The organism is Pseudomonas sp. BF-B-26 (assembly GCF_019956495.1).
In the GTDB taxonomy this organism is placed as follows: domain Bacteria; phylum Pseudomonadota; class Gammaproteobacteria; order Pseudomonadales; family Pseudomonadaceae; genus Aquipseudomonas.
In genome coordinates this window covers 1-13235 of the sequence record NZ_JAHBDP010000096.1, presented here as the reverse complement: position 1 = coordinate 13235, position 13235 = coordinate 1, and the positions used below count along the sequence as shown (strand labels likewise).

Sequence of the window (13235 nt, the reverse complement as noted above, 5' to 3'; positions counted from 1 at the left end):
TTCACCCCTTACGAGGGTAGCCACCTGGAGAATTACCCATGACACAACAGATTGTCGTGGCGGCACTGTATAAGTTCGTCACCCTGGAAGATTACGTCGCCCTGCGCGAGCCGCTGCTGCAAGCGATGGTCGACAACGGCATCAAAGGCACGCTGCTGATCGCCGAAGAAGGCATCAACGGCACCGTGTCGGGCAGCCGCGAAGGCATTGACGGGCTGATGGCCTGGCTCAAGAACGACCCGCGCATGGACGACATCGACCACAAAGAGTCGTACTGCGACGACCAGCCGTTCTATCGCACCAAAGTCAAACTCAAGAAAGAAATCGTCACCCTCGGCGTCGAAGGCGTGGACCCGAACAAAAAGGTCGGCACCTACGTCGATCCAGAGAACTGGAACGCCCTGATCAGCGACCCGGAAGTGCTGTTGATCGACACCCGCAACGACTACGAAGTCTCGATCGGCACCTTCGAAGGCGCCATCGACCCGAAGACCACCAGTTTTCGCGAATTCCCCGATTACATCAAAGCCAATTTCGACCCGGCCGTGCACAAGAAAGTCGCGATGTTCTGCACCGGCGGCATTCGTTGTGAAAAGGCGTCGAGCTACATGCTCAGCCAGGGCTTCGACGAGGTCTATCACCTCAAGGGCGGCATTCTGAAGTACCTCGAAGAGGTGCCGCAGGAAGAAACCAAATGGCAGGGCGACTGCTTCGTGTTCGACAACCGCGTGACCGTGCGCCACGACCTCAGCGAAGGCGACTACGATCAATGTCATGCCTGTCGTACACCGATCAGCGCCTCCGACCGCACATCCGAGCACTACGTGGCCGGCATCAGTTGCCCGCATTGCTGGGATAAGCTGAGCGAGAAGACCCGTCGCAGTGCCATCGACCGGCAAAAGCAGATCGAACTGGCCAAGGCTCGCAACCTGCCTCACCCGATCGGTTACAACTACAAGCAAACTCCTTCCGAGGCTTGAACCATGTCTGCGCAACGCCTGCTCTATGTGATGGACCCGATGTGTTCCTGGTGCTGGGGCTTCGCGCCGGTGGCCAACGCGCTGGTCGAGCAGGCGCAAGCAGCGGGGGTGGACGTGCACCTGGTGGTGGGCGGTTTGCGAACCGGCAGCGGTTCCGCGCTGGAGCCGACCACCCGGCGCTACATCCTTGAGCATTGGCAAGCGGTCACCGAGGCCACGGGTCAACCATTCAAGCTGGAAGGCGCGTTGCCCGACGGGTTTGTCTACGACACCGAACCTGCCTGTCGGGCATTGGTGACCGCGCGCAGCCTGGCGCCGGATTGTGCGTGGAAACTGCTTGGGCTGATTCAGCACGCGTTTTACGCCGAAGGGCGCGACGTCACTCACGCCAGTGTTCTGGTGGAGCTAGCGGAGCAGGCCGGTCTGCCGCGCATCGAGTTCGCCGCCGCGTTCGATCGTGCCGATCAGCACGCCGCGACGGCGGCCGATTTCACCTGGGTCCAGGACCTGGGCATTGCCGGTTTCCCTACCTTGCTGGCTGAGCGTAATGGTCAATTGGCGCTGTTGACCAATGGCTATCAGCCGCTCAGCGTACTGTCTCCGTTGCTCGGCCGCTGGCTGGAGCGCGCTGCCTGTGCATGACCAGCCTGACGACGCCGCAAACGCTACACGTGTCGACCGTCTGAGCTGGGCGGAAATCCGTCGCCTGGCCTTGCATCACAAGAAGTCCCTGTGGATCGCCAACGGCGTGGCCGTGCTGGCCACGCTGTGTAGCGTGCCGATCCCCCTGCTCTTACCGTTGCTGGTGGACGAAGTGCTGCTGGGCCACGGTGACGCCGCGCTGAAAGTCATGAACCACGCGTTGCCCGACGACTGGCAGAAAGCCGCGGGCTACATCGGCCTGATGCTGCTGGTGACCTTGTTGCTACGTTGTGGCGCCTTGTTCTTCAACGTGGTTCAGGCAAAGTTGTTTGCGGCACTGGCCAAGGACATCGTGTATCGCATTCGCACACGGCTGATCGAACGGCTCAAGCGCATTTCCCTGGGCGAATACGAAAGCCTGGGCAGCGGCACGGTGACCACGCATCTGGTCACCGACCTGGACACGGTGGACAAATTCGTCGGCGAAACCCTCAGCCGTTTCCTGGTCGCGATGCTGACCCTGGTCGGCACCGCGAGCATTCTCATCTGGATGCACTGGAAGCTGGCGCTGCTGATCATGCTGTTCAACCCGCTGGTGATCTACGCCACGGTACTCCTGGGCAAACGGGTCAAACACCTGAAGAAACTCGAGAACGACAGCACCTCGCGCTTTACCCAGGCGCTGACCGAAACCCTCGACTCCATTCAGGAAGTGCGTGCCGGCAACCGTCAGGGGTTTTTCCTTGGACGTCTAGGGCAGCGCGCCCGGGAAGTGCGCGATTACGCGGTGAACTCGCAGTGGAAAACCGATGCCTCGAACCGTGCCAGCGGCTTGCTGTTCCAGTTCGGCATCGATATTTTCCGTGCGGCGGCGATGCTCACCGTGCTGTTTTCCGACCTGTCCATCGGCCAGATGCTCGCGGTGTTCAGCTACCTGTGGTTCATGATCGGTCCGGTGGAACAGCTGCTGAATCTGCAATACGCCTATTACGCGGCCGGCGGCGCGCTGTCGCGGATCAACGAGTTGCTGGCCCGGGCCGATGAGCCTGAATACCCGGGCGGTGTCGACCCATTCAACGGTCGCGAAACCGTGGGTATCGAAGTCCAGGGATTGAGTTTCGGTTACGGCGACGAGCTGGTGTTGAACCAGATGAACCTGTCGATTGCCCCCGGCGAAAAAGTCGCGATTGTCGGCGCCAGCGGTGGCGGAAAAAGTACCTTGGTGCAGTTGCTGCTGGGCCTGTACACGCCGCTTGCCGGGACGATCCGCTTCGGCGGTTCGACCCAGCAAGAGATCGGCCTGGAAACCGTGCGGGAGAACGTCGCCGTGGTTCTGCAACATCCGGCGCTGTTCAACGACACCGTGCGCGCCAACCTGACCATGGGCCGTGAACGCAGTGACGAGGCCTGCTGGCAGGCTTTGGAGATTGCTCAGTTGCACCACACGGTTCGTGAATTGCCCGACGGCCTGGACAGCATTGTCGGACGTTCCGGGGTGCGTTTATCCGGCGGGCAACGCCAACGCCTGGCCATTGCGCGGATGGTGCTGGCCGAACCCAAGGTAGTGATCCTCGACGAGGCCACCTCGGCACTGGATGCCGCCACCGAATACAACCTGCACCAGGCGCTGGCGCGGTTCCTCAGCAATCGCACCACCCTGATCATTGCGCACCGGTTGTCCGCGGTGAAGCAGGCCGACCGGGTGCTGGTGTTCGACGGCGGGCAAATTGCCGAAGATGGCGACCATCAGCAATTGATTGCCGATGGTGGTTTGTACGCCAAGCTTTATGGGCATTTGCAGCAGTTATAAGGGGCGCGGATCAGTCCCAGATCACCTTTAACGCGTCCTCACCGCCCGAGTGAGCAAACTGTTGCATCACCACCGAGCAGGAGTCGCAGGGTGCCATGGTGGTGACGACTGTAACGGGCCCGCGGGTGGCGTCATCCGGGTACTTGTCGCGAATAACCTTGATCAACTTGCTTTCGCTGTCCAGCGATGTGGGTCTTTTGGTCAGCTCCGGGGTGTATGTCGACATGTCGGGAATGGTGCGAGGAATAGATTCGAGCTTGCCTTGTGCCGACACACTCAGCGAAGTCCTCTCAAAGTTTTTCTTGAAGTCGACATTGATGTAGGTAGTAGTACCTACCGTAACTTCCCGAGTGTTATGTGTTTTGAACAACGGCAAAAAGTTAGTGTCATGACCAGCACCCGATACGCTGACATAGACTTCGGTGTGGCCGTCGGCGCGGGTGATTTGGGCGTAACCGATATTTCTGGGGTTTTTCATGGTTTTGAAGTTGCTTTTATTGACAATGCTCTGAAGCGCTTTCATCGTTTTGGCAATGTATAGATCGTTCAATTCACCGGCTTTGAATAGCTGCTTTTGAAAGAGATCATTGAAAATTGCCGCAGTTTGTTGGCGCAAGGATTCCGGTGCCGCTTTAGTACGTGTCCAGGTTTTTGTCGTGATGGGGAACTCGCAGACAATCATCCGGGTTCTATGATCGAACATTACGGCTTCGCCGGGCGTGGTTGCGACCTTTACCAGCCTCAGGTTTGCAGGTGGGTTTGCCAAGCCACCGAGAGGGATCGCAATCTCATTCATAGCGTTGACAGCCTGCTTCACTTTATCCAACCCGTAGATTCGAGCGGTATTGTTGGCCTGTATTGAGCCAATGAAGACCGTATGGAGTTCCTTGTAGAGCGGATCTGTTTGAAGGCTGGCGTTGGGTATGCGTTGCAACCGATGTGCGCCAGCGAGGCTCTGTCCTTTTGTTATCTCGGCAAAGTAGTAGTCGGTCGCGTTGAGTTGGGTGAACAGATACTCCGTTTTAGCATCGGTTTTTGACTGGATGATCAATGTGCCGACCTGACGGAGATCGTCATCAAGGCCGTCGTACACACCCGAGACCTTGATTCGACCGTACATCCCCTCTTGAAACTCGATGGTTCCCTCGAGTCGAACCTTGGGCTGGAGTTTTGAAAGGCCCAGGGGCTTCCTGGCACCCTCGTATCGGGTCCACACGCCCCTCGACTCGATATAAAGTTGGCCGTCCAGCGCCAGAACAGGTTTGTCACGACCCGCTTTTGCCGGTGCGGGCGTGTAGATTTTGTCACCAAACCACGGACTATAGCCTTCAACCGTTGTGTGGCTACCCGGTATGGGCGTGGGCGCGAGTTCACCGTGGACATAGCTATTGAGACAAACAGTGTCTCCCGGGGCGCGACGAATCCGACAGGTCTTACGCTTAAGGGTTTCACTGGCATCAATGGTATCGACACGCCGCAGGGTTCCTTTGTCGAGTCGATAAGGCACGTGATCGATCAGTAAAGTGCTGCGACCATCCACTTCGGGAACATTCTGTACTCGTGCACTTTCTGGCAATTCGAAGACAACCCTGTTGTCAATTTCAGCCACTGTGGAGTACTCGGATCGACCGATCGAGACTTCTGCTGTTCTGGTGTTTAGTCGGGGACCGTAAGGCGTGCCCGATAGCGGTTCTATCAGGTGATAGCTCGGGGTGCTAACCGTTCCCGTGTTACGTATGGGAATGTCTTCAATTCCTCGAACTGTGGCCAGTTGGTCGCTTGCGGCCAAGGGCTTCCAGGTGCTGGGGGTTGTCGATTGAGCCATGGCGCCTATGAGGTTGTATTGCCCGGCTCGACCGGTCAGTGACTTCACCTGGAGCGCGCCTTTGCGGGCAAGTCGCAAGGAAAGCCTGGAGCCGGATTTGAGTAGTGAGGGGAGGCCGTCCAAAGGGTGCAGGTTTTGCAGTGTTGCAATGAGCAGTTTTTTTGTCAGGTTGCCAAAGCGCGGTAGAGCAACACGGATGCCAAGTTTTCCTGCCGTCATTGCCAGTTTCATTGTGCCCGACACGAACTTGCCAATAGGAATCAGGAAGGTGGTCAAATCCAGAACTAAACCAAACACACCTTGAAAGATCCGAAGTCCATTGCCTGAGACGATATCTTCGATATTGCTCCAAAATGGCACGTACATTTTTATGATGCTGATTACTTTCTTGGTCTTGGCCTCCATGCGATCAAATTCGGTTTCTCCACGGGTGTACGCAAGAAGCTGTGCTTCATCGAAAAACATAAGATTATCGGCGATCAACCCAGTTATATTTTGTGAACGCCTGGACGATAACGTCTGAGGGACAATGTTGGCAGCATCCTCGGGTGGAGTTTCCTCGAGTATACTTCCCAGCCTTTGGATAAGGGCCTTGCAGCTTGCACCAGGGATGGGAATTGTGCCGGTTTCATATGCATTCCAGTCCAAGGGTAGCGTCCTGACGGGGAAGGATATTGTTTGAGTAAGAACGGGCCCGATTGTATTCAGTGTTTGTTCTGGTGTTCCGCCAATAAGTACTTTGTCGAACGAGGTAAATGGATGAATCACCCCGGCTGAAGGTAGGCATTCGTAATAAGAGTTTTTGTTTTGATAGGTGACTCTCAATATAAAACCTTTGCGGGCGTTGACTGAGTTAGTGAACTCTCCGTTTTTGATAATTATCGAGTCACCCGAAGTGGCCTTTCTCAAGCAGTACAGTGTTACGGTGCCATACTCTATTGCCTGACGATCCGCCAGTGGCAACGATGCCAGTTGGCTGCTGATCAGTTTTTTATAGGCGGATTTTGATAATTCGATATAGCGGTTGAATTCCTCCTGAAAAAGAGCATTGGCGTCAGGAAGAACTTTGTTGGCGGGCATATAAATGACGGACGCGTGTGAAAACATCACGTTTTTGTGAATCTGTATTTTTCGGTCCTTATCCAGGTGGATCCATAGCGAACTTCTGTTTTTGCCGTCAGGGGTCGTCCTAAACCACTTTTGGCTTTGATCAAATTTTCCGGATGCGTACACATCCAGAAATGAGAACGTCTCATGCGTGACAATGGGGGTGTCATGAATACTGTCCGCTCGTACCGCTTCAGCTATCAGCCTGTGGCCATCCGATGTAAATGCGTTAGGACCAAAGAGCTTGACCATCTCACGCTTGGCAATCGCCAGTCTTTCAGGAGGAGGCTTATCAAGATCAGTGGTAGCGTTTTTTAACGCTGTTGTGCGGTCATCGAGTGTAGATACGGCAAATTCGATTTCACGGGTTGAATAGTCGAAATCGCTCCTTTCCTCAAGGAATCCGTTGGTGATCGCCCATTCCAGAGCGGGGCGCAGTCGTTCAAGGGTGATCAATTCCAGATAGTCGGCAGAGGCACCCGCTGCTTGATTGATAGGGAAGTCCACCAACTCCTGGAACTTGAGACGTTGCAGTAAGGCAGGATCAATGGCATGGGCGAGGTTGACACCATGTACGAAATTTACCCACACCACGGAGCTTCTATAAGGCAGGTCTTTCGGGATGTCGCTGATGCGGAATTCGGTTGGGAACTCGTGAAGGAACAACCTTGCCATGACAGTGGCTTCTTTTTTTGAGATGGCGCGTTTTGATGTGAATAAATGGTCTTTAAATTCCCTCCATATCTCTTTGTAACTTTTCCCCCAGTTTAAGTTGGATTTCAGGTCATAACCGGCAATCCTGTCGGGGTATTCAATAGTTTGCGATTTGAACCAGATTTGCAGCGCTTGGGCTACCACTTTGGTGCGTACATGAGGCGAGGTCTCTTCGCCCATTTTTCCACCGTACCAATCCATCATTGTCAGCAAGGCGGTTCCCAGTTTTTCGGCTTCCGGACTTTGCAGGATCTTTTGAAGAAAAACGGTTGGCTGGACATCTACCTTTTCAGGCATGGCTGACCCAAGAATGTCGTTGGCCAAATGGGTCAGCGGGGATGTAACCCCATCAGGTAGAAACGATTGGATGACTCTTTTAATCTCGCCTTTAATGAACTGCCCTTGCAATTCATCACGGGATTCGGTTGTCAGGACACCTTGAAAAGAAACCTGTCGATCTTCTTTCTTAAGAGTTGGTTTGAGGTCCAGTATGTTGAAATCGTCCTCGAGCCCCAATTGAAAACTTGCGATCTTTTCTTCAAGGGTGTCGATGGCGGCCTGATGTTTAGCGGTGTTGGCCGGATCCCAAGGGTGTAACCCGTAAAACGTGGCAATCCTGGGTGCCGAGATCAGGCGGTCATAGCGAATTTGTCCACCCAGCAAGGTGGCAGCCTTTTCGATCCGGGTTCGAAGTGCTTGCCAGTTTTCGTTTCCTGTCAGGGTCAATTCGATCTTGTTTGCACCTTCGCGACCAGAAGTCTCATAAACAAAGGCCCCTTCTTTCAAGGTGACGATCAGATAGTGTGGGGAGATATTGTTTTTTTTGCACAGTGCACGGTAGTCGGGATCCACAAGCAACTGCTGTAACGCTTCCTGGCCAGTTTCGCTTTCATGATGCAAGGGTGAAAAGGATTGTGGCCTGAGTAGCGTTTGGGCAAAGCTGGACAGTGAACCCACCTCCCCACGTAAAACTGATCGCAACAGTTCATAGTCCTGGAGTTGACCCTGATGGACCTGAGCGGTGGTCGGGGATGAAGTGCCTGGGGCGCTTGAAACGCCATTTGAAGGGGTTGTATGCACGATGCGGCTTCTCTTGTCTTGTTTCGGTTGGTTCCCTGCGGTGCAGCAGGGGGATCGGTACCGATTACAACGACCTGGAAGAGAGTCCATGCGGTATATATATCGCGAGGGGACCGCAGGGTGTTTTTTGTTGATCACTTGCCGGGGCTTGGAACGCACCCTAGTCTAGCTGTAGCGATTTCGTCCGGAAGACGATCAAGCAGTGCTAATGCAAGGGATCTCATGAAACAAACGCGGACTCTCGGAACGCCACGGTTGTTGGGCATCGTCTGGCCATTTATCGCCGTCGTGCTGTTTCAGGCGATGCTCGGCGGCGTGAGCCTGTACGTTCTGTCGGCGGTTCGCGGCTACGTTGCCGGTGAAAGCCTCTGGTCCAAAGGCCAAAAAGACGCCATCTACTACCTCAATCTCTACGCCGATAGCCGCGACGAGACGATATTCAACAAATACCTGAACGCGATTGCGGTGCCTCAGGGTGGCCACGAATTGCGTGTGGCGCTGGATCATCAGCCGCCGAATATCGAAGCCGCGCGCGTGGCGATCCTCAAGGGCGGTAACCACCCGGATGACATCAATAGTGTGATCTGGCTGTACCTGAATTTCCGGCACTTCACTTACCACGAGAAAGCCATCGACCTCTGGAGGGTGGGCGATGCGTATCTGGTGCAACTCGATGCCATTGCGCGGGAGATGCATCAGCGCATCACCGCCGGTCAGGCCACCGATACCGATATCAAGCGCTGGAAGGATCAGATATTCGTCATCAACGAAAGTGTGACACCGGCGGCGAAGGCTTTCAGCGATGCCTTGGGCGAAGGCTCGCGGATGATCCTGCGGGTGTTGCTGGTGACCAACCTCGCCACGGCCCTGGGTTTGATCCTCCTGGCCTTGATGCGCACGCACAAACTGCTCAAGCAGCGCCATGCCTTCGCCGACGCTCTGCAGTTGGAGAAAGACCGGGCACAAATCACTTTGCAATCGATCGGCGATGGTGTGATCACCACGAATGTCGAAGGCGAGATCGCCTACATGAACCCGGCCGCCGAGGCGTTGACTCACTGGAAGGCCGAGCAGGCGACGGGTTTGCCGCTGGCGGCGCTGTTCAATCTGCTGGACGAGAACGCTCAGGCCGATGGCTTTACGTTGATCGAACACATTTTGAGCGGACAGCTGAGTGGTGGCAGCGAACACTCCAAACTGATCCAGCGCCTGGATGGCAGTACGGTTTCGGTGACCCTGGTCGGTGCGCCGATCCGCAACGCCGGCAAGGTCAGCGGCACGGTGCTGGTGCTGCACGATATGACACAGGAGCGGCAATACATTGCCAATCTGTCCTGGCAAGCGACCCATGACGCCTTGACCGGGCTCGCCAACCGCCGCGAGTTCGAATATCGCCTGGAACAGGCGCTGCACAACCTGACACGGCAGTCGGGGCGCCATGCGCTGATGTTCCTCGATCTGGATCAGTTCAAACTGGTCAACGATACCTGCGGCCATGCGGCGGGTGACGAGTTGCTGCGGCATATCTGCGCTCTGCTGCAATCGGGTTTGCGCGAAGGCGATACCTTGGCCCGCCTGGGTGGCGACGAGTTTGGCATCCTGCTGGAGAACTGCGCCCCGGAAGCCGCCGAGAAAATCGCCGAGGGCCTGCGTCAGACCGTGCAGAACCTGCACTTCGTCTGGAAAGGCCGACCCTTCGTGACCACTGTGAGCATCGGGCTGGTTCACGTCACTCAGAATCCGACCACGCTCGAAGCCTCGCTGCGCGCTGCCGACATGGCCTGCTACATGGCCAAGGAAAAGGGCCGCAATCGGGTTCAGGTCTATCACGCGGATGATTCGGAACTGTCCCTGCGCTTCGGCGAGATGGCTTGGGTGCAGCGCTTGCACTTGGCGCTGGAAGAAGACCGCTTCTGTCTGTACGCCCAGGAAATCGCGCCCCTTGGTCATATCGAGAAGGGCGGTGGGCATATCGAAATTCTGTTGCGCCTGCATGACGAAGCCGGACGCATGATTTTGCCCGACAGTTTCATTCCAGCTGCTGAGCGTTATGGTCTGATGACGTCCCTTGATCGCTGGGTTGTACAGAACGTTTTCAAAATTATTGCCCACTGCATAGCCGAACAGCACAAAGGACCATTGGCCATGTGTGCGATTAATCTGTCAGGCACAACTATCGGAGATGAGGCGTTTCTGCACTTCCTGCGTGAACAGTTTGTTACTTACTCCATACCGCCTGAAATGATTTGTTTTGAAATCACCGAAACCAGTGCAATTTCCAATCTCGGAAGTGCAATCAAATTTATTAATGAACTCAAAGGTTTAGGCTGCCACTTTTCGCTGGATGACTTTTGCGCCGGAATGTCCTCATTCGCCTACTTGAAACATTTACCTGTAGACTTCTTGAAGATCGACGGGAGTTTCGTAAAGGATATGCTGGACGACCCGATTAACCGCGCCATGGTCGAAGTGATCAATCACATCGGTCATGTTATGGGTAAACGTACGATTGCCGAGTTTGTTGAAACACCCCAGATCGAGCAGGCATTGCTGGAGATCGGGGTGGATTACGCTCAAGGGTATGTGATTGAACGCCCGCATTTGTTTACCAGCGACAGTTTACAAAGTCGTCCAGCCAGGCCTCAGCCTTTGTTATTCAAGGCGCCTGGCACGTTCCGTTGAAATCTCTTGCTGATCCTTATAATCACAATCAAAAGGAGCTCGACAGTGATCGACACATTCAACCGAACCGGACCGCTCATGGAAGCTGCAAGTTATCCCGGCTGGGCTCAACGCCTGATCCATGATTGCAGCGAGAGCAAGCGCCGGGTTGTCGAACACGAACTGTATCAGCGTCTGCGTGATAACAAACTCAGTGCAAAGACTATGCGTCAGTACCTGATTGGTGGCTGGCCGGTGGTCGAACAGTTCGCGTTATATATGGCACAGAACCTGACCAAGACTCGCTTTGCCCGCCATCCAGGTGAAGACATGGCACGTCGCTGGTTGATGCGTAACATTCGAGTCGAATTGAACCATGCCGATTACTGGGTGCACTGGAGTCGTGCTCACGGCGTCAGCCTGGAAGATCTGCAAGCGCAAAAGGTTGTCCCTGAACTTCACGCCTTGAGCCACTGGTGCTGGCACACCAGCTCGTCGGATTCGCTGATCGTTGCCATTGCCGCCACCAACTACGCCATTGAAGGTGCGACCGGGGAGTGGTCGGCGCTGGTCTGTTCCAGTGGTGTCTACGCGGCCTCATTCCCGGAGGAAGATCGCAAGCGAGCCATGAAATGGTTGAAAATGCATGCCCAGTACGACGATGCCCATCCGTGGGAAGCCCTGGAAATCATCTGCACGCTGGCGGGTATGAACCCAAGCAAATCCCTGCAAATGGAATTGCGTCAGGCCGTCTGCAAGAGCTACGACTACATGTTCCTGTTCCTGGAGCGTTGCATGCAGCTTGAGCATGCGCAAAAGGCTCCTGTGGCGCGTGAACGCATGGAGCTGGCCGAGAGCTGATCGGTTAATACACGCCATAAAAAAAGCCCGCTCCCCCTGTCAGTATCAATAGGGGGGCGGGCTTTTTAGTAACGGCAGTAAAGTCAGGCGCTGATTTTCAGCCCAACCAGCCCGGAAATGATCAACGCCACACTGGCGAGTCTGAACAGCGCCATGGATTCACCGAACAGAATGATCCCGGCAATGACCGTCCCGACCGCACCGACACCGGTCCAGATCGCGTAGGCCGTGCCCAGCGGCAACTCCTTCATGGCGAGGCCCAGCAAGCCAAGGCTGATAGCCATGGCGGCAACGGTCAATGCGGTGGGGAGAGGGCGGCTGAAGCCATCGGTGTATTTCAGGCCGACGGCCCAGCCAACTTCGAACAGGCCGGCGAAAAACAGAATGATCCAGGACATGAGAGACCTCCATCGATTGACGGGGTCGTCCCCAGATTAATGACTCGATCGAGCCGCGAGGTCGTCCTCACGTTTTGCAATAGAGTGCCCATCATTAACCCGGGGATCAAGTTTTCGGATCAGTCGATAGCCTGCTGCGCCGCAGTTTCCCGATCTTCTTTTTCGCTCATCCGACGGAAATACGTCGAAAGCAGTGCCCCGGAGATGTTGTGCCAGACGCTGAACAGCGCACTCGGCACCGCCGCCAGCGGTGAGAAGTGCGCACTGGCCAAGGCAGCCCCCAACCCGGAGTTCTGCATGCCGACTTCCAGCGCCAGGGATTTACGCTGGGCCAGTGGCAACTTGAACAGCCTTGCGGTGAAGTAACCCAGCAGATAGCCAAAGCTGTTGTGCAGCATCACCACGGCCATGATCAGCAGGCCGGATTCGGCAATCTTCGCCTGGCTGGCAGCCACCACGGCAGTGACGATGATTACGATGCTCACCACCGACACCAGCGGCAACACCTCTACCGCGTGACGAACCCGATCACCGAGTACGCGTTGGGCAACCACGCCGAGCACGATTGGCAGCAGCACCACTTGCAGGATCGACCAGAACAGCTCCATGAACGACACCGGCAACCAGGCTGAGGCCAGCAGCCAGATCAGCGCCGGGGTCAGCAGCGGGGCGAGGAGGGTGGTGACAGCGGCGATGGCCACCGACAACGCCAGATCGCCGCGGGCCAGCCAGGTCATTACGTTCGACGAGGTGCCGCTAGGGCAGCAGCCGACTAGGATGACGCCGACAGCGATCTCCGGCGGCAAGTGGAACGCCTGGCAAAGTAACCACGCCACACCGGGCATGATCACGAAATGCGCAACCACGCCCAGGGCCACGCGCCATGGATGGCGAGCGACTTCGGCGAAGTCTTCGAGTTTGAGGGTCAGGCCCATGCCGAACATCACCAGGCCCAACAGCGGTACGATCGCGCCCTTCAGGCCTATGAACCAGGACGGTTGCAGGAACGCCACGACGGCGAAAATCAGTACCCAGTAAGCGAAGGTGTTGCCGACAAAACGACTCAATGCAGCCAGTGCGCGCATGGCCTGATCCTTATTCTTGAGTAACACCATAAAACCAATGTGGGAGCGAGCCATGTGGCGAGGGGATAAATC

8 protein-coding genes are annotated in these 13235 nt (G+C 55.8%); 5 read left to right on the top strand and 3 right to left on the bottom strand.

Annotation, left to right across the window (positions count from 1 at the left end):
• The first annotated feature begins 38 nt into the window (after window positions 1–38).
• Genes KGB03_RS22025 through KGB03_RS22015 form a run of 3 tightly spaced genes read left to right on the top strand, consistent with a single transcriptional unit; the run spans window position 39 to window position 3432 of the window.
• Complete coding sequence (locus KGB03_RS22025; protein ID WP_218537702.1) at window positions 39–980, top strand: rhodanese-related sulfurtransferase; 942 nt, start codon at window positions 39–41, stop codon at window positions 978–980.
• 39 nt (window positions 981–1019) lie between these two features.
• Window positions 1020–1622 (top strand): DsbA family protein, encoded by a 603-nt coding sequence (locus tag KGB03_RS22020; RefSeq protein ID WP_177327861.1) that lies wholly within the window; start codon window positions 1020–1022, stop codon window positions 1620–1622.
• Window positions 1615–3432, top strand: a complete 1818-nt coding sequence (locus tag KGB03_RS22015; RefSeq protein ID WP_218537703.1) for an ABC transporter ATP-binding protein — start codon at window positions 1615–1617, stop codon at window positions 3430–3432. The genes KGB03_RS22020 and KGB03_RS22015 overlap by 8 nt, the downstream gene beginning before the upstream one ends.
• A gap of 10 nt (window positions 3433–3442) precedes the next feature.
• On the opposite strand, the gene KGB03_RS31225 is transcribed toward KGB03_RS22015, so the two are convergent.
• Window positions 3443–8158 (bottom strand): deaminase domain-containing protein, encoded by a 4716-nt coding sequence (locus tag KGB03_RS31225; protein WP_223528924.1) that lies wholly within the window; start codon window positions 8156–8158, stop codon window positions 3443–3445.
• A 222-nt stretch (window positions 8159–8380) separates the two neighbouring features.
• Here KGB03_RS31225 and KGB03_RS22005 point away from each other — a divergent pair, with 222 nt between their 5' ends.
• Both KGB03_RS22005 and KGB03_RS22000 read left to right on the top strand, forming a co-directional pair.
• Window positions 8381–10840, top strand: coding sequence for an EAL domain-containing protein (locus KGB03_RS22005; protein WP_218537705.1), 2460 nt, complete (start codon window positions 8381–8383; stop codon window positions 10838–10840).
• Window positions 10841–10918: 78 nt separating this feature from the next.
• Window positions 10919–11680: a TenA family transcriptional regulator gene (locus tag KGB03_RS22000; RefSeq protein WP_256365201.1), complete on the top strand. Its 762-nt coding sequence runs from the start codon at window positions 10919–10921 to the stop codon at window positions 11678–11680.
• A gap of 83 nt (window positions 11681–11763) precedes the next feature.
• Here KGB03_RS22000 and sugE read toward each other — a convergent pair whose 3' ends face one another.
• Both sugE and KGB03_RS21990 read right to left on the bottom strand, forming a co-directional pair.
• The gene (sugE, locus tag KGB03_RS21995; protein ID WP_008151200.1) at window positions 11764–12078 is read right to left on the bottom strand and encodes a quaternary ammonium compound efflux SMR transporter SugE; all 315 of its coding nucleotides are present in this window, start codon (window positions 12076–12078) and stop codon (window positions 11764–11766) included.
• Window positions 12079–12197: 119 nt separating this feature from the next.
• Entirely contained in the window at window positions 12198–13163 is a 966-nt protein-coding gene (locus KGB03_RS21990) for a bile acid:sodium symporter family protein (RefSeq protein WP_111452388.1), read from the bottom strand.
• Window positions 13164–13235 lie beyond the last annotated feature (72 nt).

What these genes read in the sequence shown, in the direction of transcription:
- sugE (WP_008151200.1), bottom strand. Translation starts at nt 12,078, where the DNA reads ATGTCCTGGATCATTCTGTTTTTCGCCGGCCTGTTCGAAGTTGGCTGG.
- KGB03_RS21990 (WP_111452388.1), bottom strand. Translation starts at nt 13,163, where the DNA reads ATGCGCGCACTGGCTGCATTGAGTCGTTTTGTCGGCAACACCTTCGCT.
- KGB03_RS22020 (WP_177327861.1), top strand. Translation starts at nt 1,020, where the DNA reads ATGTGTTCCTGGTGCTGGGGCTTCGCGCCGGTGGCCAACGCGCTGGTC.
- KGB03_RS22025 (WP_218537702.1), top strand. Translation starts at nt 39, where the DNA reads ATGACACAACAGATTGTCGTGGCGGCACTGTATAAGTTCGTCACCCTG.
- KGB03_RS22000 (WP_256365201.1), top strand. Translation starts at nt 10,919, where the DNA reads ATGGAAGCTGCAAGTTATCCCGGCTGGGCTCAACGCCTGATCCATGAT.
- KGB03_RS22005 (WP_218537705.1), top strand. Translation starts at nt 8,381, where the DNA reads ATGAAACAAACGCGGACTCTCGGAACGCCACGGTTGTTGGGCATCGTC.